This window comes from Nocardia sp. NBC_01327 (assembly GCF_035958815.1).
Lineage (GTDB): Bacteria > Actinomycetota > Actinomycetes > Mycobacteriales > Mycobacteriaceae > Nocardia.
Map to the genome: position 1 here is coordinate 2,947,151 of NZ_CP108383.1, position 21,606 is coordinate 2,968,756.

The 21,606-nt window shown below is 66.7% G+C and carries 16 protein-coding genes; 9 read left to right on the plus strand and 7 right to left on the minus strand.

Annotated features, from left to right (window positions below):
- Window position 1: 1 nt before the first annotated feature.
- Window positions 2-1,138, minus strand: a complete 1,137-nt coding sequence (locus OG326_RS13010; protein ID WP_327144887.1) for a phosphotransferase family protein — start codon at window positions 1,136-1,138, stop codon at window positions 2-4.
- A gap of 325 nt (window positions 1,139-1,463) precedes the next feature.
- Between OG326_RS13010 and OG326_RS13015 the strand changes: the two genes are divergently transcribed.
- The 4 genes from OG326_RS13015 (at window position 1,464) to OG326_RS13030 (ending at window position 6,199) form a co-directional block, all read left to right on the plus strand.
- Window positions 1,464-2,813, plus strand: a complete 1,350-nt coding sequence (locus tag OG326_RS13015; RefSeq protein WP_327144888.1) for a DoxX family protein — start codon at window positions 1,464-1,466, stop codon at window positions 2,811-2,813.
- Between the two features lie 42 nt (window positions 2,814-2,855).
- Complete coding sequence (locus OG326_RS13020; protein WP_327144889.1) at window positions 2,856-3,263, plus strand: PPOX class F420-dependent oxidoreductase; 408 nt, start codon at window positions 2,856-2,858, stop codon at window positions 3,261-3,263.
- Between the two features lie 67 nt (window positions 3,264-3,330).
- Window positions 3,331-4,587 carry a uroporphyrinogen-III C-methyltransferase gene (gene cobA / locus OG326_RS13025; protein ID WP_327144890.1) on the plus strand — a complete coding sequence of 419 codons (1,257 nt, stop codon included), beginning with the start codon at window positions 3,331-3,333 and terminating at the stop codon, window positions 4,585-4,587.
- A gap of 151 nt (window positions 4,588-4,738) precedes the next feature.
- Window positions 4,739-6,199 (plus strand): MFS transporter, encoded by a 1,461-nt coding sequence (locus OG326_RS13030; RefSeq protein WP_327146466.1) that lies wholly within the window; start codon window positions 4,739-4,741, stop codon window positions 6,197-6,199.
- Between the two features lie 10 nt (window positions 6,200-6,209).
- Here OG326_RS13030 and OG326_RS13035 read toward each other — a convergent pair whose 3' ends face one another.
- Window positions 6,210-7,136, minus strand: coding sequence for an SMP-30/gluconolactonase/LRE family protein (locus OG326_RS13035; protein WP_327144891.1), 927 nt, complete (start codon window positions 7,134-7,136; stop codon window positions 6,210-6,212).
- A gap of 540 nt (window positions 7,137-7,676) precedes the next feature.
- Between OG326_RS13035 and OG326_RS13040 the strand changes: the two genes are divergently transcribed.
- A complete protein-coding gene (locus OG326_RS13040; protein ID WP_327144892.1) occupies window positions 7,677-8,312 on the plus strand; it encodes an HD domain-containing protein in 636 nt (211 codons plus the stop codon).
- Between the two features lie 259 nt (window positions 8,313-8,571).
- Window positions 8,572-10,080 carry an HNH endonuclease signature motif containing protein gene (locus OG326_RS13045; protein ID WP_327144893.1) on the plus strand — a complete coding sequence of 503 codons (1,509 nt, stop codon included), beginning with the start codon at window positions 8,572-8,574 and terminating at the stop codon, window positions 10,078-10,080.
- Between the two features lie 927 nt (window positions 10,081-11,007).
- Here the strand turns inward: OG326_RS13045 and OG326_RS13050 are convergent.
- Window positions 11,008-11,844, minus strand: a complete 837-nt coding sequence (locus OG326_RS13050; RefSeq protein ID WP_327144894.1) for an alpha/beta fold hydrolase — start codon at window positions 11,842-11,844, stop codon at window positions 11,008-11,010.
- Window positions 11,845-11,914: 70 nt separating this feature from the next.
- Between OG326_RS13050 and OG326_RS13055 the strand changes: the two genes are divergently transcribed.
- Entirely contained in the window at window positions 11,915-12,355 is a 441-nt protein-coding gene (locus tag OG326_RS13055; RefSeq protein WP_327144895.1) for a MarR family transcriptional regulator, read from the plus strand.
- A 110-nt stretch (window positions 12,356-12,465) separates the two neighbouring features.
- On the plus strand, window positions 12,466-13,608 hold the full coding sequence (locus OG326_RS13060) for a metallophosphoesterase (protein WP_327144896.1): 1,143 nt from the start codon (window positions 12,466-12,468) through the stop codon (window positions 13,606-13,608).
- A gap of 103 nt (window positions 13,609-13,711) precedes the next feature.
- Here the strand turns inward: OG326_RS13060 and OG326_RS13065 are convergent, their stop codons facing one another.
- The 4 genes from OG326_RS13065 to OG326_RS13080 form a co-directional block, all read right to left on the minus strand.
- A complete protein-coding gene (locus tag OG326_RS13065; protein WP_327144897.1) occupies window positions 13,712-15,124 on the minus strand; it encodes an NAD(P)/FAD-dependent oxidoreductase in 1,413 nt (470 codons plus the stop codon).
- A gap of 231 nt (window positions 15,125-15,355) precedes the next feature.
- Window positions 15,356-16,825 (minus strand): gamma-aminobutyraldehyde dehydrogenase, encoded by a 1,470-nt coding sequence (locus OG326_RS13070; protein ID WP_327146467.1) that lies wholly within the window; start codon window positions 16,823-16,825, stop codon window positions 15,356-15,358.
- A 22-nt stretch (window positions 16,826-16,847) separates the two neighbouring features.
- Window positions 16,848-18,218 carry an aspartate aminotransferase family protein gene (locus OG326_RS13075; protein ID WP_327144898.1) on the minus strand — a complete coding sequence of 457 codons (1,371 nt, stop codon included), beginning with the start codon at window positions 18,216-18,218 and terminating at the stop codon, window positions 16,848-16,850.
- Window positions 18,219-18,229: 11 nt separating this feature from the next.
- Window positions 18,230-19,720: a CoA-acylating methylmalonate-semialdehyde dehydrogenase gene (locus OG326_RS13080; RefSeq protein ID WP_327144899.1), complete on the minus strand. Its 1,491-nt coding sequence runs from the start codon at window positions 19,718-19,720 to the stop codon at window positions 18,230-18,232.
- A gap of 271 nt (window positions 19,721-19,991) precedes the next feature.
- Here OG326_RS13080 and OG326_RS13085 point away from each other — a divergent pair, with 271 nt between their 5' ends.
- Entirely contained in the window at window positions 19,992-21,590 is a 1,599-nt protein-coding gene (locus OG326_RS13085; protein ID WP_327144900.1) for a PucR family transcriptional regulator, read from the plus strand.
- Window positions 21,591-21,606 lie beyond the last annotated feature (16 nt).

Below are 21,606 nucleotides of genomic sequence, written 5' to 3' on the forward strand. Positions count from 1 at the left end.
CTCAATCCCAGGCGTAGGTGCCGTCGAGCATGGCCTCGAGCAGCGGTCGGTGCATGACGTAGTCATCGCGATCGTCGGTATCGGTGTCCTCACCGAAATGGATCATGCGGCGCTTGATGCGGCCCATCACGATGCCGTGGCGCAGCGCCGCGTACATCAGGTACCAGTCCAGATCGCGGACCGCGTGCCCGGTGGCCTCCTCGTACAGCTTCTCGACATCGCTGCGCCGCAGGAAGTCCGGCAGTCCGGGCTGATCGAAGCGGGTCGCGATGTCCTGGAAGAAGCGGTGGATCAGGATGGGCCAGGCCACATCGAGTTCACGCGGGCCGATGGCCGCCATCTCCCAGTCGAGCACGGCGACCAGATCGCAGTCGTCGGTCTCCTGGAACATGATATTGCCGGGCCGGGCGTCTCCCCAGTTCAGCACATCCGGGCCCGAGTCCTCCGGCCAGTTCTGCTCGAGCCACTCGAAGGTGCGCTCCAGCAACGGAATACGGAATCCGTCCCGGGCGAGCGCCCAGTCGTACCACTGCTTCTGGGCCTCGAAGTGCCGGCGTAGCGCCGAGCCCTCGCCATCCAGCATGGGGAAGCGCTGCTCGGGATTCTCGATGCCGTGCACCTTGGCAATGACCTCGACGGTCTTGCGGGTGATCTCCAACCGCTGTTCCGGCGTGGCGTCGAAGACCCAGCCGAAGAACACATACGGCGGATTGTCTTCGCAGACACGGCCGTTCACGCGCCGCATGACGAAGAACGTGGAGCCGAGCACCTTCGGATCGGTCTCGATCCAGCACAGCTCCGGCACCGGAGCGTCGGTGGCCTCGGCGACTCCGGCCATGATGGCGTACTGGGTTTCCAGATCGTACTTCTCGAAGACCGGGAAGGAGCTGTCCTCCGGCGCCAGGCGCGCGACGTAGGAGCCGCCCGCGGGCTGCCCGTTCTCGGTCCATTCGGCGTCGAAGAGCAGCGTGGTGCTGGACATGCCGCCCGCCTGCGGCTTGGTCAGCGATGTGACGCGGGGCGCCTCGTCGGCTACGACCTTGGTGGCGAGCCAGCTCGCCAATTGTGCCGCGAGTTGATCCTCGTCGCGGTCGGAGACGGTGAGTTCCCATCTCTGGTTGGGGTCGTCGGCCGACATGTCTATTCCTCCTGGCATGGAAAGGCAGGCGTGTCAGGCGCGGTTCGGGCGGGCCGGAAAGGGCCGCTGTGACCCGCACAACACGGTGCCGAGAAATGTAACGTGTTCCAGTTCGATTGTGCAGGGGTTGCGGGGTCGAGTACCGGTGAATGGGATGACCGCTCGACGGGAATTCCGGCCCGGCGGTAGTGCTGGCACGTCATCAGCCTGGGGGCTGGCACGTAATCCCGCAGAGGTATGCCGGAGCTCCGGAAAAGGGGGATAACCCGGAGGCGTCGAGCCCGTATTCGAACTACGGTCGAAGTTCGGAGCGAGGGGATGTGCGATGAGCGTTCGAACAGTCGGTGCGGCAACGGATTTCGAGGATCTTCCACCGGTGCGGAACCGTGAGTGGCGACCGGCCCCGCGGATTCTCTTCCGCTTCGTGATCGCCTATTTCACCCTGTTCTGCGTGCTTTACCCGCAGCCGCTGTTCGCCTTCTTCGGCATCGTCCAGAAGTGGCTGCCGGATGATCTCATGCAGCGGTACGCGGACCTGCCCGGCCCATTGATCCGCTGGACCGGGCGCACGGTGTTCGACCATCCGGGCGTGCAGCTGAATTTGGATTCCGGCAGCGGCGATCAGTTGTATCTGTGGATCGAGGTCTTCTGCATTCTGGTCGCCGCGGTGGTGGTGGCCGCGGTATGGAGCGTGCTGGACCGCAGGCGGACCGAATATCGCACCGCGGCGGGCTGGTTCCTGCTGTTCTTCCGGGTCATGCTGGCCGGTCAGATGCTGAATTACGGCTTCGCCAAGGCGATCCCCCTGCAGATGCCGGTCCCCGCCCTGGCGACCCTGGTGCAGCCCTACGGCGACTTCAGTCATATGGCGGTGCTGTGGAATCAGGTCGGCGTCTCACCGGTGTACGAGAGTCTGCTCGGCCTGGCCGAGATCACCGGCGGCGTGCTGCTTCTGCTGCCGCGCACCCAGCTGGCCGGCGCGCTGCTCAGTCTGGTGAGCATGGCGCAGGTGTGGGTACTGAACATGACCTTCGACGTCCCGGTCAAACTGCTGGCGTTCCACCTGCTGCTGCTGTCGATGGTGGTGCTGGCCCCGGATGCGCGGCGGCTCACCACCGCACTGCTGGGCGGCGCGGCCGGGCCCTCGACCGCCCCGACCCCGTTCCGGACGCGGCGATCGCGGCGGATCTCCGATATCGCCCTGGTGCTGCTGGCGCTCTGGTTCGTCCTGGGGCAGGCGGTCGGGGCCTGGGACGGCTGGCACAGGTACGGCCCGGGTCGGCCGCAGTCCGAGCTGTACGGCATCTGGAATGTCGCCGAGTTCACCAGGGACGGGCAGCCGGTGCCGCCGCTGCTCACCGATGAAACCCGGTGGCGGCGAATGGTGTTCGAAGATCCTGGCGTGGCGATCTATCAGCGCATGGATGACGGTATGGTCCCGGTCCTGACCGAATTCGACAGTGGCGCACACCGTCTCACCCTGCGTGCGTCCTCGGGCCCGGAAACCTTGGCGAGCTTGACCTACGAACGGCCCGCTCCGGATCGGCTCACGCTGACCGGCGAACTCGAAGGCCATCCGGTGACGCTGGCGCTCACGCTGGTCGACTCGGATCGAATGCCGATCCGCCAGGGCGGATTGCATCTGGTGCAGGACTACGCCAACGGCGTGAAGTGACACTCGGGAATCAGCTTGCGGCGCAGTCTGTTCACACCATCCGTGACCACACTTCCCGAGGGACTCAAGAAGCATATCGACGAGTCGAAGGTATTCGCCTCCGTGGCGACCGTCGGCCCGAAGGGCCAGCCGCACCTGACCGTCGCCTGGCTCGACCGTGACGGCGACGATCTGATCTACTCCACGTCGGTCAGTCGGCAGCAGTACAAGAACCTGGTGCGTGACCCGCGAGCCACCGTGCTGATCAGCCCGCCGGAGAACCCGTACGTCTACGCCGAGATCCGCGGCACCGTCACCGTAGAGCCGGACCCCGACCGCGCGCTGCCGGACCGCCTGTCGCTGAAGTTCACCGGGCAGACGTACGGCGAGTTCATGCCTTCATCTCGCACCGACCCCGCCGAGCGGGTGACGGTCCGCATCACCCCGACCAAGATCCACAGCGGCATCTGAACCCGAGCGCATCCCAGCCGCGAGGCGATTGTTCCGGTTTTCCGGCCACACCGTAGGCTCAATCCTCGTGCCGAACACGTCAGCCGCATCCGAAGACCAGCCCGTAGGCGACCCGAACTACCTGGTCGGGCTCGATCTGAACGGGCGCCGCGTGGTGGTGGTCGGCGGCGGGACCGTGGCGCAGCGCCGGCTCGGACTGCTCATCGCCTCCGGTGCGGATGTGCACGTGATCAGCCGCGAGGCCACCCCGGCGGTCGAGGGCATGGCCACCTCGGGGCAGATCTCCCTCGAATTGCGCGAATATGCCGACGGCGACCTCGAGGATGCCTGGTACGCGCTCGTGTGCACCGATGAGCCCGAAACCAATGCGGCCGTGGTGGCCGAGGCGACGCGGCGGCGCATCTTCTCCGTGCGTGCCGACAATGCCCGGCTGGGCACCGCTGTCACTCCGGCCACCGCGCGCTACGACGGGATGAGCCTGGGTGTGCTCGCAGGTGGGCAGCATCGCCGTTCGGCCGCGGTGCGCACCGCGCTCCTGGAGGCGCTGCAATCCGGTGTGGTGACCGATGATTCGGGTCCGGTGGCCGCGGGCGTGGCGCTCATCGGCGGCGGCCCCGGCGATCCGGACCTGATCACCGTGCGCGGCCGCCGACTGCTGGCGCGCGCGAATCTTGTTGTCGCCGACCGCCTCGCGCCGCCGGAACTGCTGGCCGAACTCGGCCCCGACGTCGAGGTCGTGGACGCCGCCAAGATTCCGTACGGTCGCGCCATGGCCCAGGAGGCCATCAATACCGCGCTCATCGAGGGCGCCAAGGCCGGAAAGTTCGTGGTCCGCCTCAAGGGCGGCGACCCGTACGTCTTCGGCCGCGGCTACGAGGAATTGGAAGCCTGTGTCGAAGCCGGTGTTCCGGTGATGGTTGTGCCGGGCGTCACCAGTGCGATCTCGGTGCCCGCCCTGGCCGGTATCCCCGTCACCCACCGCGGTGTCACCCATGAATTCGTCGTGGTGAGCGGGCACGTCGCCCCGGACCACCCGGACTCTCTCGTCGACTGGCCCGCCCTGGCGCGGCTGCGCGGCACCCTCGTGCTGCTCATGGCCGTGGAGCGCATCGACAAATTCGCGACCGCACTGCTGGAGGGCGGTCGCGCCGCGAATACCCCGGTGACCATCGTGCAGGAGGGCAGCCTGCGCACCCAGCGCATCGTCCGCGCCGACCTGTCGACCGTCGCCGAGCAGGTGCGCGCGGAAGCCATTCGCCCCCCGGCGATTATCGTCATCGGCCCCACCGCCGGATTCACCGCCGGCGATCCCGGCGTGCTCTGACCGGGGTATCGCTCGCTGTGCGCGCATTGCCCCCTGGACAACAGTGCGGCCCCCGGGCCGCTGTGCTGAGCCGATCGCGCGGGAACGAGATCGGTTCGGTGCCTCCGGCATCCATTACAGTGTCGGAGTGCTCGATAATCCCGCTGCGACGATGCAGTATCCGGTGACCAAGCGGGCGTTCGGGCTCGCGATTCTCGTATTGAGCGGGCTGCAGTTGATGGTCGTGCTCGATGGCACCGTCATGATTCTGGCGTTGCCGCGGGTACAGGAACAACTGGGTCTGTCCAGTGCGGGCAGCGCCTGGACCGTCACCGCGTACGGTCTGCCGTTCGCGGGTCTGATGCTGCTCGGTGGTCGACTAGGGGACTCCTTCGGCCGCAAGCGCATGCTGATTCTCGGCGTCGGCGTCTTCACGGTGGCTTCGGCCCTCTGCGGCACTGCGCAGAACGAGGCCTGGCTGATCGCTGCCCGCGCACTGCAGGGCACCGGTGCGGCCATTGCCGCGCCGACCGCATTCGCCTTGGTGGCCACCACTTTCGCGCCCGGCCCGGTCCGAAACCAGGCCATCGCGATTCTCGGTTCCATGGTGGGCATCGGCTCGGTGGGCGGTCTGGTGGTCGGCGGTGCGCTGACGCAGGTGGATTGGCGCTGGATCTTCTGGATCAATGTGCCGATCGGCCTGCTCATCGTGCTCGGTGCGATCTACGAGCTGCACGACACCGAACACCAGCGCATCTCCCTGGATATTCGCGGCGCGGTACTGGGCACCCTGGCCTGCGCGGCCATCGTGTTCGGCGCGACCGAGGGTCCGCAAATGGGCTGGGACAGCCCGATTATCATCGGCTCGCTGCTCGGCGGACTGGCGCTGCTGATCGTGTTCGTCTTCGCCGAACGCAGTGTCGCCAATCCGCTGCTGCCATGGTCGCTGTTCGACAGCCGCGATCGCGTGATCTCCTTCGCGGCCATCTTCCTGGCCTCCGGTGTGCTGGGTGCGACGACGTTCTTCGTGGCGCAGTTCCTGCAGAATGTGCTCGGCTACAGCCCGCTCATGGCGGGTCTGGGCAGTATCCCGTTCACGCTCGGCGCGGGTGTGGGCACTGCGGTGTCGTCCAAGGCCGTGCAATATGTGCAGCCGCGCTGGCTGCTGTTCGGTTCGGCGATCGTGCTGGCGGCCGGGCTGTTCTTCGGTTCCACCATCGACAGTTCGGTGCAGTACTTCCCGACGCTGCTCGGACTGCTGTGCGTGGTCGGCTTCGCGGTCGGCATGGTCATCGTGATCCTGCCGCTGTGCGTACTGGTCGGTGTGGACATGGCGCATATCGGCCCGCTGTCGGCGGTCGGGCAGATGTTCATGAATATGGGCACGCCGTTCGCGGTCGGCCTGCTGAGTCCGGTGGCGTTGTCGCGCACGCTGTCGCTGGGCGGCACCACCGGCAAGGTCACCGAAATGACCTCCACGCAGATCGATGCGCTCGGTAGTGGTTACACCCTGGTGTTGTTCGTCTGTGCGCTCGGCACGGCCTTCATGGGTTTGCTGTCGCTCTCACTGCGCTACACACCGGAGCAGCTGTCCCAGGCGCAGCACGCCCAGGACGCCGCGCAGAAGTCGTAGGGGACCCGCGTCACCCGTCCTGGGGGACCCGGGTCACCGCGATCGCCGATTCGCTGAGGCTGCCGAGATAGAGGGCGCCGTCATGTTCGGCGGCGGCGGTCACCATGGCGTAATCGGTGCCCTCGCGCTGCAGATCGTGCACGAGCGTGCCGTCGAAGTCGAAGGCCATGGCCCAGACGGTGCGGGCCGGTTTCGGTTGCAGCCGTTCGGGAATCGCCCACGAGATCTGCCGCAGGATGCCCGGGAGCGGAAGCAGGGTGTCCAGCAAGGGATTTCGCGGTGAGGCGAGCGATACCCAGATCAGGCCATCGCTGCCGAGATACATATTGTCCGGGAAGCCAGGCAGGTTCTCGACGAGGCGGTCGCAGGTGCCCGCCTGCGGGCCGGACAGCCGATACCGGGTGACGCGGTACGCGCCGGTCTCGGCGACCAGTACGCAGGAGCGGTCCGGTGCGAGCACCACGCCGTTCGCGAAATCCAGTCCGTCGATGAGGGTTTCGACCCTGCCGTCCGGATTGCGGCGCAACAGGCGCCCGGTGCCGGAGTGCTCCATGATGTCGCCCATCCACTGCCGCAGCGGCCAGCGACGCGAGGACTCGGAGAAGTAAATGGTCCCGTCGCCGTCGGCGACCACATTGCTGGTGAAATTCAAGGCCTCCCCGTCCACCTCCGCCACCAGCACCTCGATCGCACCACCCGGCTTGTCCAGCCGCAGCAGCCCACGCTCGGCATCGCAAATCAGCAGTGCCCCCTCGGATTCCACATGCAACCCGAGCGGCCGCCCACCGGTATCCCCGATCCGCTCCACCGCCCCGGTCACCGCATCGACCGCCAGAATCGCCCCACCCTCGACCCCCGTCAGCAGCCGCCCATCAGCCCCGATCACCACGTCCTCCGGCCCCCGCCCAGGCAATTCGAGCAACTGCAGCGCAGGCATCACAGGCGTACTACGGGTTTCGCGCGCGCGAGCAGTGGCATGCGGCGGCGTCCACCGGTGAGGTTGCATCGACATGGATTCCAGTATCTGCCAACGCAACGCACAGCGCGAGGATGAAGGCACTCGCCACCCGCTGCGCGAGGATGAAGAGATCCGTCACCTCGCCGCGTGGGAAGGGGCCGTCACCTCGCCGTGTGGGAAGAGGCCGTCACCTCGCCGTGTGGGAAGAGACCGCCACCTCGTCGCGTGAGCAGAGACCGCCACCTGTCGCGCGAGGGTGCCGCCTGGAGTAGTGGAAGCGCGGCAGTCCGAACTTCCCCTTGGGGTGCAGCGCCGGACACGTGTGGGCGGCAACGCTATACGGGTGCGGGACCGGGGTGCTGCTGCACGTGTGGGACAAGCGTGTTGCAACACGGTGTGGGACGAGCGTCCGGCAGCGCGGTGTGGGATGGGGGTGCTGATATGCGGCCGGGGCACAGTGGCGAAGAGCACCGTGATTCAGGGCTGTTGTCGCGGCGGGACATTCGGCAGACTGCGTAGATGGGGACGAGTTTGGACGCAGAACTGCTGGACCGCTGGACCGAGCTGGCTGGACCGTCGGCGCGGGCGGTAGGGGAGGACCTGGTACGCCGGTACAGCGAACCGCACCGGCGCTATCACACCGTCGAGCATCTGGCCGCAATGCTGAACATCATCGACGACCTGGCCGCCGACGCCGCCGATATCACCGCCGTGCGCTACGCGGCCTTCTTCCACGACGCCGTGTACTCGGTGGAGGGCGGCGACAATGAGGAAGCCAGCGCCGCGCTCGCCGAAACCGCCCTGCCTACACTGGGTGTGAACGCCGAGTTGGTAGCCGAGGTCGCCCGCCTGGTCCGCCTCACGGCCGGGCACCACCCGGACCCGTCCGATCGCAACGGCGGTGTCCTCTGCGACGCCGACCTGGCCATCCTCGCCGCCGGCGAATCCGCCTATGCCGCATACGCAACCGCGGTCCGCGCCGAGTACGCGCACGTCCCCGACGAGCTGTTCCGCAAAGGCCGGGCAGCAGTCCTCCAGGGCCTCATCCAACAGCAGCACCTCTTCCGCACCCCCACCGCGCGCGCCCGCTACGACAGCGCGGCCCGCACCAACCTCGCCGCCGAGCTGAAAACCCTCGCCGACCCGGACGACTGACCCGCCGATGCCCCGAGCGGGCTCAACCGTCAATGCGTCTGCGCGTCAGCCACAACCGAAACAGTCCGTTCGGCCACACCGAGCACAACTTGAGACATGTTGTCGTCCGAGAACTCTTACCAAATGCAAAAGACAAAGACGCCCGGACATGACGAAGCAAAACAAGACGACGAAAGATAAAACCGCGAAAGTCTGAATATCCTTATATCACAACGGAATTCGCCTTTCCGAGTCTGTTTACCCGGAGTAGAATAAAGGCATGGAATCAAGGGAAGAAACCGCAATCACGACCGGTGCAGCCGCACTGGTCGCGGCGGTCGATTCCCTCACCGCGTTGTCGTTGATTCCGTTGCCCGACACCGACATTGTCGAGTTGATGCAGCAGATCGAGACCAGCACCCGCCGGTTGGCGTCGGTGCAACGGGACCTGATCGTGCAAGCGTGCGCCCGGTCGTTGCCCACCAAGAACGGTTCCGGGAGCCCGGCCCTGTATTTGCAAGCGGTGCTGCACATCTCGCACGGGGACGCGATCAACCGGTGGCGCACCGCCGAAGACCTCGCCGTGTGGCATCGGGTCGGTGACGAACCCGATCCGGCCCCGGTCCTGCCGTGTTCGGCCCAGGCTCTCGATGACGGGGCGATCTCTCTCGATCATGTGCGGGTGATCCGGCAGGTGATGAACCGGTTGCCCAGCAAAGTCCCCGCCGAAGCTCGCGCCTATGCCGAAGAAGAACTGGCCCGGCAAGCGCGCGCGTTGGATCCGACGCATCTGCCCAGGATCGGGGAGCGGATCCTCGGTTACCTCGACCCGGACGGCAAACTCACCGACGATGACGACCGCCAGCGCTTGCGCAGCGCGAGTGCGAGTCCGCAACGCTACGACCTGATGTCCACCCTCACCGTCGAACTCACCCCCGATGCGCGTGGGGCCTTCGATGCGGTCATGGCCAAGTTGGCGCGTCCGGGCATGTGCAATCCTGCGGACAAGGAAAGCCCGTGGGCCGAGGACGAGGACAACCCGATCCCCCGGGACGTACTGGAGGCCTGCGCCGCCCGCGACGAACGCACGAAGGTCCAACGCCAGCACGATGCGTTGCTGGCGGTGCTGCACCCGGACTTCAACCCGGCCAAGCTCGGCTCCCATCGCGGGCTGCCGGTCTCGACCATCCTCACCATGAGCATCGAAGATGTGGAACGCGTGGCCGGGGTGGCCACCACCGCGACCGGTGGGACGGTGCCGGTTCCCGAGGCGTTGAAGTTGGTGGCCCGCCGGTCCAAGACGTTCGTGCTGGTGAAGAACAAGGACGGCATGCCCCTGCACCTGGGCGAAGCGCGCCTGGCGAATCCGGCGCAGCGGTTGGCGTTGATCGCCACCGAACGCGGCTGCACCCGCCCCGGTTGCTCCGCTCCGGCGAGCATGGCCGCCGTGCATCATGTGACCGAGTTCTGCAAGGGCGGGCGCACCGATATCGAGAACCTGACCCTGGCGTGCGATCACTGCCACGCCCTCGTCAAAGACGGCCCACGCGGGTGGAAGACGATCAAACTCGGTGCGGATTCAGACTTCCCGGGCCGTACCGCGTGGATCGCTCCTGCCCATGTGGACCCGTCCGGGACTCCGCAGGTCAATCATCTGCACCATCCCGACGAGTTGATGGCCGAGGCTCCGCCGTCGCTGCGGCCTGGCAGGGTGTGTCGTGCCTGGGGGTTGTCCCCGGTGCGGTACCGGGTGCTGCGTCGGGTCGCCACACCGCCACCGCGACAATAGGTTTCCCGCCCCGTGTCACCGACAGGATTATCCTGTCGGTGCTACAGGTCGTTGCCTATCAGGGTATTTCGAGACCGGCTCGCCTGCGGAACCTGAACCATGCACCTCGATCGAGCCCCGTGCTGACCAACCCTGCCCGGGAGGCAAGAAACCCAGGTGCACCGACCGTTTCGGCATAGAACCCGTCGGCTACCGGGGATCGAACAGCGGGTGTCTCAGCGGCACAACGGTTATCGGGTCTGTGCCGTGCGGATACCTGCTGTGCGGTCGGAGCACAGGGCTTCCCTGCCCCTGCCAGGCCGACCCGTCCCCCTGCAGCTGTTGCCCGAGTGGGCCTTTCGGGTTCTTGATCTCGTCCCTGTGTTCCAGGCGTCCTTCGTCTTTTCGTGTTTGTCTCGGAAACCGGACCACAGCCGGTCTTCCGGCTGGTACCGCGGATTCCCTCGTGACCGCGGAAGGTAAATCGGGTACCCCACCCGACGCCACCAGCACAGCCATCTCGGGCCCTGCCCGCACCCCGTGACCCAACACTGCCTCTCGGCACAAGCAACCCAGGTGCACCGGCCTCATCTCGGCCTCGAAACCCCCTGAAGCGGGCACCACACAACCCTTCTCTCCGACCACACAGCAGGTGTACGCACGGCATAGAACCGATAACCGCTGTGCCGCTGAGACACCCGCTGTTCCATCCCCCGGGGCCGACGGTTTCTATGCCGAAACAGCCGGTGCACCTGGGTTTCTTGCTGCCCGGGCAGGGTTGGTCAGCAGGGGGTGCGGGCAAAGCCCGAGATGGCCGTGCTGGGCGCGTTGGGAGGGGTACCCGATTTACCTTCCGCAGTCAGGAGCGGACCTGCGGTTCCAGCGGGGTCGACCGGCTGTGGTGCCGTTCTCGAGACGAAAACTAAAAACCGACTTGGTGGGCTGACCTCAGGAGTGGGTGGTTGTGATCAGGGTGCGTACCTGGTCGGCGTAGGCGGTGGGGTGGGTGAGATTTCCGTTGTGGCCGCCGGGGAATTCGGCGACGGGGGTGTTCAGGAGTTTGCTGAGTTCGGTTGCGCATTTGCGGTCGAAGACCTGGTGGGGGGTGTGGCGGCCCTGGGCGGGCACGATCTGGACTTCGGTTTGCTGTAGCGACAGGGCGTCGAGCCAATCCTCGCGGACGGCCGTGAAGTCGTGCTCGATGAAATAGCCGAAGTTGGCGGCTCTTTCGGCGGTGATGGGTATCGGGCGCACGTTCGGTTCGATTTCCTGATCGGCGGGATTGATACCGAGGGTGCGCGCCATGGGTGCGAGCGCCGCCTGCCAGCCCTCGGCCCGGTACACCTGCTGGCAGTGTTCGAGCTCGCGCATATGCAGGGCGCGGTCGGTGGCGGCCAGCAGCCACGGTGAGACCGGTTCGTGCGCGATGAGCAGCTGAAGCTGTTCGGGATGCGTTGTGGCCATGTGCAATCCGATGGAGGCGCCCAGGCTGCAGCCGAGCATGCGCACCGGCCCGTCGGCGACCTCGGACAGCAGGCGGTGCACATCGTCCGCGTGTGTCGCGACGGTGACGGTCCGGGAGTCGTGAATTCGACTGTGCGACAACCCTCGTCGGTCGTAGGTGACAACGGTGAAGTCGCTCTCCAGTCGTCGCACGAGATCCTCGCTGCGCCGTGCGTCGCCCTCGCCGCTCTGTGAGATGAGCAGCATCGGCCCGGCGCCGCGAATCTCGTAGTAGAGCTCGGCTCCGGGGACCTGCAGGGTGGCGGTTTCGATCGTGTTCATGCCACTGACCATAATCCATCAATCCTGATACATCAATACTGATGTATCAGGATTGATGTACCGTGAGCCCATGAATGGAGTCGAGCTGTTCCTGCTGGGGCGCACGCTGATGAAGCTCGGTGAGCAGTCGCTGCCCGAGGTCGCACAGCGCGGCAGTCACCGCGGGGTACTGGTGGCGCTCAGCGACATCCTCGACCACCCGGGCACCACCATCAGTGAGATCGCCGCCCGCACCGGATTGCCGCAGAGCGCGGTCTCGAACGCCGTGGCGCGGTTGAAGGAATCCGGGTCCATCACCACGGCCCCGGATCCGCGCGACGGCCGCCGCACCCTCATCAGCCGTGCCGCAGAGGTGTCCGAACGTGTCACGCAGGTGCGCGCGACCACCATTCACGATGCCCTCGCCCGTGCCCTCGGAACCGATGACGCGGCCGCTGTCGAGGAGGTCGCCGCCGCACTGTCCCTGCTGTCGGAACGCTTGCGGGTACGCCCGGCCGATCCGGCGTCCTAGCCCGAACCGCTCGTGCGGCCGCGGTCGGCGGGTGCAGGTATCGTCGGTGCGGGGGATCGACGGCGCTGGATACAAGGTCCGTGCCCCTTGCCCCATGAGGACGGACTCTGTTGAACAGAATTCCCCGCCAGGTCATATTCCTGGCGATTCCAGCGCTGCTATTCCTGCTCCCGTGGTGGGTGCTCGTCTACACCACCACCTCGGGGGCGGCCTGCTGGGCATTGTCGGCGCTGTTCGTACTGGGCTATATCGGTCTGCCCGCCGCCATGTTCACCGGGCACGGTCCGAAGCAGTCGGATACCGCCGCGCTCATCGGTGATACCGGGCTGGGTGTGATGTGGGTGCTGTTCACCTGGTCTGCCATCGGCGCTGTGGCCCGCACGATACTGATCCTGGCCGGTGTCGACGATCCGGCGCGTTCGCGCATCGTTGCCGTTGGCGTGCTTGCGATTTCGGCCGCCCTCGTCGCCTGGGGCATCTACGAGGCCCGGCGCATCCCGCGGGTGCTGACCGTCGATGTGACCATCCCCAAGCTCGCACCCGGACTCGACGGGTTGCGGGTAGTGGTGGTCACCGATACCCACTACGCCGCCACCGACCGCCTGCGCTGGTCGGAGCGAGTAGTCGAGGTCGTCAATGCGCAGAAGCCGGATATCGCCTGTCACGCAGGTGATCTCGCGGACGGCTCGGTGATAAAGCGTCGCGCGCAGGTCGATCCGCTGGGCAAGGTCGAAGCCACCCTGGGCCGCTTCTACATCACCGGCAATCACGAATACTTCGGCGATGCGCCCGGCTGGATCGAGCATATGGCTGGCCTGGGCTGGCAGCCGCTGCACAATCAGCACGAGATTCTCACCCGCGAGGGCGACCGCCTGGTCATGGCCGGCATCGACGATCCGACCGGCGTCGCGCTCACCGGACACGGTCCGAACCTGCCCGCCGCGCTCGCCGGTGCGGACCCGGAACTTCCGGTGATCCTGCTGGCCCACCAGCCCAAGCAGATTACCGATGCGGTGGAACACGGTGTCGCACTGCAGATCTCCGGCCATACCCACGGCGGCCAGATCTGGCCCTTCCGCTATCTGGTCCTGCTGGATCAGCCGGTGGTGGCCGGTCTCAGCCGCCATGGCGACACCCAGCTCTACACCAGCCGGGGCACCGGCTTCTGGGGTCCGCAGCTCCGTGTCTTCGCCCCCAGCGAAATCACCGTCCTGGTCCTGCGCAGCCCCGAACTCGCAGGCGCTGCGGCATAGGCCTCTTCGAATCCGACGGCAGCCGTAGGGGTATCGGCATTGCGGAAGCGGCGACCCGAACGTTTCGGGTCGCCGCTCAGCTGTCTTCTGCCGAAGTCCGGCCTCAGCTGTCGAAGCCGAGTCCGGTCAATTCCATTGTCTTGAGCCAGAGGTTGCGGCGGCCCTGATGGGCGTCGGCGCGGGCCATCGACCAGCGGGTGAGTTGAATGCCCGCGGAGCGAAGGGGTTCCGGGGGTAAGGGGAGGGGGCGGGAGCGGACCATGCGGAGGCGGGTGCGTTCGGTGTCGAGGTTCCAGAGGCGGTCCAGCATGACTTCCGCGCCGAAGCGGGTCGCGCCGACGCCGAGGCCGGTGTAGCCGGCGGCGTAGGCGAGTTTGCCCTTGAAGGCCGAGCCGAAAAAGGCGCAGAAGCGGCCGCAGGTGTCGATGATGCCGCCCCAGCGGTGGGTGAAGCGCAGGCCGTCCAGTTGCGGGAAGGTCTGGAAGAAGTGCTGGGCCAGGGTTTCGAAGGTGGCCTCATTGCATTCCAGGCCGGGCGCGATCTTGCTTCCGAAGTGATAGATCGCGTCGTAGCCACCGAAGAGAATGCGGTTGTCGCTGGTCAGACGGTAGTAGTGGAAGCGGTACGAGGCATCGCCGAGCCCCATGCGGCCGACCCAGCCGATGGATTCCAGCTGCTGCGAGGTCAGCGGTTCGGTCATGAGCGCGTAGTCGTACACGGGCACCACGTGGCGGGACACCTTGGCCAGCGGCCCTTGAAATGCGCTGGTGCACAGTGCGACCCGGGGCGCCCGCACCTCGCCGTGCGGAGTGTGCAGGTCCAGTGCGCCCGGCGTCTTCGAAATGCGTTGCACCGGAGTGCCTTCGAAGATCCGCACGCCCTTCTCCAGGCAGGCGCGGCGCAGCCCCCAGGCCAGCCGGGCCGGATCGAGCATGGCCACACCGTCGCGATCCCACCGCCCGCCGAGATAGGTGGGGGAGTGCACCATATTCTGCGCGCCCCGCGCATCCAGCAATTCACTGCGATAGCCGAGATCGACTGCCGCATCATGACTTTCCTGCAGCCACTCCAGTTCGTGCGGTGCGGTGGCGACCTCCATCTCGCCGGTGCGCTCGAAGTCGCAGTCGATATCGTAGCGGCGGATGGCGTCCTCGATCTCGTCGAGGTTCTTCCGGCCCAGCCGCTCCAGATCGCCGATCTCGTCGGGGAAGCGGTCCACACCGTTGGCGAGTCCGTGCGTGAGACTGGCGGCGCAGAAGCCGCCATTGCGACCGGAAGCCGCATGCCCGCACAGGCCGGATTCGATGAGCACCACATCGAGACCCGGATCTCGCTCCTTGGCCAGTAGCGCGGTCCACAGTCCGCTGTAACCGCCGCCGATGACGGCCAGATCGGCATCGGTGCCGGTGGTCAGCGGATCGGTCGAGGACGGGCGCTCGGGCCGGTCGGTCCAGAACGGCGTCGGCGCTGCTTCGGAGAGTGCCGACGCCAACAGTTTGCTTCCTTTGGCCTGCATGGCCGATCAACTCCTTCTCTCTTGCCGCACGGTCCAGCCGCGCGGCCCAACGACATTTGTGTTGGTCTCAGGGAACGCGAAAGCCGCCGGCGGTCGATACGACCGGACCCGGCGGCTCGCGGGAAAATCAGCTGGTGGCGGCGCGATCGTCCGAGCGGCGGCGATTACGCAGCTGCCCGGCGATATCGAGGAAAGGCCACATGAGAGGGAGAATAGCCCAGAACCGGGCTATCAGGCTCGGAAGACCACGTCGTGCCAGGGTTTGTGCGCGGCGGCGGTGATATCCGACATGACATGTTTGATATTGGTGTACTCGTCGAATGAGTAGGCAGACATATCCTTTCCGAATCCGGACGCCTTGTATCCGCCGTGCGGCATCTCGCTGAGGATCGGAATATGGTCATTGATCCACACGCAACCGGCCTGGATCTCCCGGCTCGCGCGCTGGGTCCGGAACACATTTGTCGACCAGGCCGAGGCCGCCAGGCCGTACGCCGTATCGTTCGCCAGCGCTATGGCCTCGTCATCGGTATCGAACGGCAGCACCACGAGCACCGGCCCGAAGACCTCGTTCTGGACGATTTCGGAATCCTGCGCGGCGCCGGTGATCAGCGTCGGCTCGAAATACGCGCCACCGGCGGCGGTGTGCTCCGGAATTCGGCCGCCGCGCACCACTTTTGCACCGTATTCGCGGGCCCGATCCACCATGCCGATCACTTTGTCGCGATGGGGGAGTGAAATCAGCGGTCCCATATCGGTTTCGGGATCGTCCACCGGTCCCAGCGTCACCCGATCCATGAGGTCGGCCACCCGGCTCACGAATTCGTCGAACAGCGGTCGCTGCACATAGGCGCGGGTGGCCGCGGTGCAATCCTGCCCGGCATTGATGAGCGATCCGGCGACCGCGCCACGGGCGGCGGCCTCGAGATCGGCATCGTCGAAGACCACGAACGGCGCTTTACCGCCGAGCTCCAGATGTATGCGCTTCACGGAACCGGCTGCGGCCGCGGCCACCTGCCTGCCCACCACCGTGGATCCGGTGAACGACACCATCGCGACCTGAGGATGTTCGACCAGCGCCTGACCCGCGACGGGTCCGATACCGGTGAGCACATTGATCACGCCCGGCGGTACGCCCGCCTCCGTCGCGAGCTCCGCGAACAGCAGTGAGGTCAGCGGAGTGAGCTCGGAAGGCTTGAGCACAATGGTGTTTCCGGCCGCGACCGCCGGCAGGATCTTCCACCCCGCCATCTGCAGCGGATAGTTCCACGGCGAAATGGACCCGATCACCCCGAGCGGTTCCCGGCGAATGGTGGAGGTGTGATCGGCCGAGTACTCCGCCGAGGCCTTGCCCTCCAAATGGCGTGCGGCCCCGGCGAAGAACGCGACATTGTCGATCGTGCCCGGCACATCGAACTCCTGCGCGAGCCGAATCGGCTTGCCCGCATTGCGGCTTTCGACCGCCGCCAGCTCCCCGGCGTGATCGCGCAGCAGCCGCACCCAGCGGTGCATGACGTCCGAGCGCTCGCCCGGCGTCATCCCCGCCCACAGCGGGAAGGCCGCGCGGGCGGCGGCGACGGCTGACTCCACATCCGCCACTGACGCGCTCGCGCCGGAGGCGATGACTTCTCCGGTCGAGGGTGCGGTGATCTCCAGTGGTGCACCGGATCCGGCGCACCGGACCCCGTCGATGAATTGCAGTTCCTGGGAACTCACTGCGCTCCTAGCTGACGAGATGGGAATCGGCGACGGACAGCGCCTGATCCAGAATGGCCAGACCCTCCTTCGCCTCACCCTCGGTAATGGTGCACGGCGGAACGACGTGCAGTCGATTGAAATTGACGAACAGCAGCAGACCGGCGGCCTTGGCGGCGGCGACGGTCTCGGCCATGGCCGGGCTGCTGCCGCCGTACGGCGCCAGCGGCTCCCGAGTGTCGCGATCACGCACCAGTTCCAGCGCCCAGAACACACCCAGGCCGCGAACCTCGCCGATGCTCGGATGCCGTTCGGCGAGTTCGCGCAGTGCGGGCCCGAGCACGTTTTCGCCGATGGACGCCGCGTTCTCGACAATGCCCTCGTCCTGCATGGCATTGATGGTGGCCACCGCGGCCGCCGTGGCGAGTGGATGTCCGGAGTAGGTGAGCCCGCCCGGATAGGCGCGGTCGTCGAAGGTCGCCGCGATATGCGGTGCGATGGCCACACCGCCGAGCGGCACATAGCCGGAATTCACGCCCTTGGCGAAGGTGATGAGATCCGGCACCACCTCGGCGAAATGCTCTATGGCGAACCACTTTCCGGTGCGCCCGAAGCCTGCCATCACCTCGTCGGCAATGAGGACGATGCCGTGCCGGTCGCACAATTCCCGCACGCCCGCCATATATCCGGGCGGCGGAACCATGATTCCGGCGGTGCCGGGCACCGATTCCAGCACGATCGCGGCAATGGTGCTCGGACCCTCCATGAGGATCGTCTGCTCGAGATGCTCGAGCGCCCGCTGCGACTCCTCGGCCTCGGTGCTCGCATGGAATCGCGTGCGGTACAGGAACGGTCCGAAGAAATGCACAACGCCGGCATTGCCGTGATCGTTCGGCCAGCGCCGCGGGTCGCCGGTGAGATTGACCGCCGTCTCGGTGCCGCCGTGATACGAGCGGTAGCGTGAGAGCACCTTGTAGCGCCCGGTGTGCAGCCGCGCCATGCGCACCGCGTGCTCGACGGCATCCGCGCCGCCATTGGTGAAGAAGATCCGATTCAGCTCGCCGGGTGTGCGCTCGGCGATCAGCCGGGCGGCCTCCGAGCGGGCGGCATTGGCGTGCGGCGGCGCGACGGTGCACAGCTTGGCCGCCTGCTCCTGAATCGCCGCGACGACCTTCGGATGCTGGTGGCCGATATTGGTATTCACCATCTGGGAGGAGAAGTCCAGCAGCCGGGCGCCCTCGCCGTCCCACACGTACGAGCCCTGTGCGGCGGTGATGACCATGGGTTTCAGCTGCGCCTGCGCCGACCAGGAGTGGAAGACGTGCTTGCGGTCGAGCTCGTACGCGCGGGCGGCCTCCGCGCGGGCGGCCTCGGGAGTCGAACCATTGGGAAGTGTCATCACAATTCCGATCAGTTGTTCTGCGGGAAGCCGAGATTCAGGCCGCCGTGACTGGGATCGAGCCAGCGGGAGGTGACAGCCTTGGTGCGGGTGAAGAAGTGCACGCCGTCGATGCCGTGCGCATGGGAATCGCCGAAGAGCGAATTCTTCCAGCCACCGAAACTGTAATAGGCCATGGGCACCGGGATCGGGACGTTGATGCCGACCATGCCGACCTCGACCTCGTTGTGGAAGCGCCGGGCCGCGCCGCCGTCATTGGTGAAAATGGCGGTGCCATTGCCGTACTGATTGGTATTGATGAGCGCCAGCGCCTCGTCGTAGGTGTCCACGCGCACCACCGACAGCACCGGGCCGAAGATCTCGTCGGTGTAGACGCTCATCTCGGGGGTGACATTGTCGAGAATGGTGGGGCCCAGCCAGAAGCCGTCCGCCGCACCGTCGGCCTGCACCGTGCGGCCGTCGAGAACGACTGTCGCACCGGCGGATTCACCCGCGGCGATGTAGGAGGCGACCTTGTCTCGGAGGGCCTCGGTGACCAGCGGGCCCATATCCGAGCCCTTGGTGCCGTCACCGGTGCGAATGGTCTCGGTGCGCTGGGCGATTCGCGCCACCAGGTCATCGGCGATCGGGCCGACCGCGACCAGCGCGCTGATGGCCATGCACCGTTCGCCCGCCGAACCGAAGCCCGCGTTCACGGCGGCGTCGGCGGCCAGATCCAGATCGGCGTCGGGCAGCACCACCATATGGTTCTTCGCGCCGCCGAGCGCCTGCACCCGCTTGCCGTGCGCGGTGCCGCGCTCGTAGACGTATTTGGCGATCGGGGTGGAGCCGACGAACGAAACCGCCTTGATCGCAGGGTTTTCCAGCAGTTCGTCCACCGCGACCTTATCGCCCTGCACCACATTGAAGACGCCGGCGGGCAGTCCGGCCTCCTCCCACAGGGCGGCGGTCCACAGCGCGGCCGAGGGGTCCTTCTCACTCGGCTTGAGCACCACGGTGTTGCCGGCGGCAATGGCCAGCGGGAAGAACCACATGGGCACCATGGCCGGGAAATTGAACGGCGAAATGATCGCGACCGGGCCCAGCGGCTGGCGAATGGAGAAGATGTCCACCTTGCTGGAGGCGTTCTCGGTGTAGCCGCCCTTGAGCAGATGCGGTATGCCGCAGGCGAATTCGACGACCTCCAGACCACGCGTCACCTCGCCCAGCGCATCGGAGAGCACCTTGCCGTGCTCGGCGGTGATGATCGCCGCGATCTCCTCCTTGCGAGCGTTGAGCAGCTCGCGGAAGCGGAACAGCACCTGCGTGCGCTTGGAGAGCGAGGCGTCGCGCCAGGCCGGGAAGGCCGCGGCGGCGGCATCGACGACCGTTCGCACGTCCGCGGCGTTCGCCAGCGAGACCTGCCCGGTGACCACCCCGGTCGCGGGATTGGTCACGGGCGCGGTGGCCGTGCTGGTGCCGGTGAATGATTTGCCGTCGACCCAGTGCGCGATGGTCTGCATATCTCCTCGATTCGATGGATGGAACTGGCTTCGCATATGGAGATGGGCCCGGCCCCCGTCACCGGCATGACTGGGGTCGGGCCTCGGAGGTGGGCGCAGCCGCCCGTGGCCACCGGAGGCCACGGTCAGGATGAGGACCTGCCGCGACCGCCGATGCCGGAGAAGCCGTCGGGCGGGACTGCGGTGGCCCGATCCCTACTCTGCATGAAGATCGTCGCCGCACACCCCGACGTTTTGTACGGTGTTTCGGCATTGGTATTACGATTCGTAGGTGCTCCTCTCCGTTGCCGATGTCCTGGCGATCCCCGTGGTGCGCGCCGGGCACCCGGAAATCGTCGGCGGCGGGTCGCTGGACCGGCCCGTGCGGTGGGTGCACGTGAGCGAACTGTCGGATGTCGCGAAACTTCTGGTGGGCCGGGAACTGATCCTGACCACCGGGCAGGCGCTGTCGCACAGCGATGCCGCGACCGTCGAGTATCTGGAATCCCTGGCCGCCGCCGGGGTCTCGGGCCTGGTCGTCGAATTGGGCACGTACATCAGCGAATTGCCGCCGATCGTGGCCGCGACCGCCGACCGGCTGCAGCTGCCGATCGTTGCGCTCGGGGAGGTGGTGCGATTCGTCGAGGTCACCGAGGCCGTGCACCGCGTCATCGTGGCCGACCAGTACTCCGAACTGGAATTCGCCCACAGTGTGCACGAGACCTTCACCGATCTGAGCGTGCGCCGCGCGTCGCTCGCCGAAATCGTCAAGACCGCCGCGGGTCTGCTCGATGCCTCCGTGGTGCTGGAGGATCTCACCCATCGGGTGCTCGCCTCCACCGCGCGCCACACCGCCACCTCGACGCTGCTCGACCACTGGGAGAGCACCTCGCGCCTGCTGCCCGACCACGATGCGAATGTGGTGCCCGTGGGCCCGCACATGCAGCGCTGGGGCCGGCTCATCCTGCGCTCCAGCCGGGTTCCCGATGCCCGTGCCCGCATGGTGCTCGAGCGTGCCGCGCAGACCCTGACGCTGCACCGCATGGTCGAGCGCGACCGCTTCGGCCTGCACCGGCAGGCGCAGACCGGTCTCATCGACGACATGATCAACGGCCGTCTCAGCGATGAGCGTGACGCCCTCGCGCTCGCGGCCACCCTCGGCCTGGCGCGCCGGGCGCGCTACATCCCGCTCGCCATCGACGTGGCCGCCGCGATCGAATCCGATCCCGTTGCCCACCAGCGTCGTACCGCCGCGATTCTCGACGCGGCGCTGCACGGCGTGGCTCTGGCCAAGGCGACCGCCCTGGCCGCACCCGATCACGGTAATCGGGTGAATCTGGTGCTGGCGGTCTCTCGCACCGGTGATCTCGACACGGTTCTCACCGCCGTCTGCACCCTCATGCTCGGCGAGATCCGCCGGGTACCGGGCGTCGACCGTGCCGTCCTGGGCGTGGGCGCGGAATCCGAGTCACTTCTGGACACCGCCCGTGAACTCTCCCAGGCCGCGCACGTCGCCGAAGTCGCACTCTCCCTGGCCTCTTCCGCGCCCCGCCCGTTCTATCGCAGCGGTGACGTCCGGCTGCGCGGCCTGCTCTCCCTGATCCGCGACGAACCCGGCGTGCAGCGTTTCGCCGAAACCGAACTCAGCGCCCTGCTCCGCTACGACATCCGCCAATCCGCCGACCTCACCCGCACCCTGCGCCAATTCCTCGATCTGGCAGGCAATAAGACCGAATTGGCCAAGCGCCTGAACATCAGCCGCCCCACCCTCTACGACCGCCTCTCCCGTATCGAACGCATCCTGGACGTCGACCTCGACGACGGTGAGACCCGCACCTCCCTGCACACCGCCCTGCTCATCCGCGACCTCACCGTCCCCGGCGAGCCGTAGCGGCTTGACCCTGACG

Excerpts from the sequence above, each read along its gene's own strand:
- OG326_RS13010 (WP_327144887.1), bottom strand. The coding sequence starts at position 1,138 with ATGTCGGCCGACGACCCCAACCAGAGATGGGAACTCACCGTCTCCGAC.
- OG326_RS13015 (WP_327144888.1), top strand. The coding sequence starts at position 1,464 with ATGAGCGTTCGAACAGTCGGTGCGGCAACGGATTTCGAGGATCTTCCA.
- OG326_RS13030 (WP_327146466.1), top strand. The coding sequence starts at position 4,739 with ATGCAGTATCCGGTGACCAAGCGGGCGTTCGGGCTCGCGATTCTCGTA.
- OG326_RS13035 (WP_327144891.1), bottom strand. The coding sequence starts at position 7,136 with ATGCCTGCGCTGCAGTTGCTCGAATTGCCTGGGCGGGGGCCGGAGGAC.
- OG326_RS13040 (WP_327144892.1), top strand. The coding sequence starts at position 7,677 with ATGGGGACGAGTTTGGACGCAGAACTGCTGGACCGCTGGACCGAGCTG.
- OG326_RS13045 (WP_327144893.1), top strand. The coding sequence starts at position 8,572 with ATGGAATCAAGGGAAGAAACCGCAATCACGACCGGTGCAGCCGCACTG.
- OG326_RS13050 (WP_327144894.1), bottom strand. The coding sequence starts at position 11,844 with ATGAACACGATCGAAACCGCCACCCTGCAGGTCCCCGGAGCCGAGCTC.
- OG326_RS13055 (WP_327144895.1), top strand. The coding sequence starts at position 11,915 with ATGAATGGAGTCGAGCTGTTCCTGCTGGGGCGCACGCTGATGAAGCTC.
- OG326_RS13065 (WP_327144897.1), bottom strand. The coding sequence starts at position 15,124 with ATGCAGGCCAAAGGAAGCAAACTGTTGGCGTCGGCACTCTCCGAAGCA.
- OG326_RS13075 (WP_327144898.1), bottom strand. The coding sequence starts at position 18,218 with ATGACACTTCCCAATGGTTCGACTCCCGAGGCCGCCCGCGCGGAGGCC.
- OG326_RS13080 (WP_327144899.1), bottom strand. The coding sequence starts at position 19,720 with ATGCAGACCATCGCGCACTGGGTCGACGGCAAATCATTCACCGGCACC.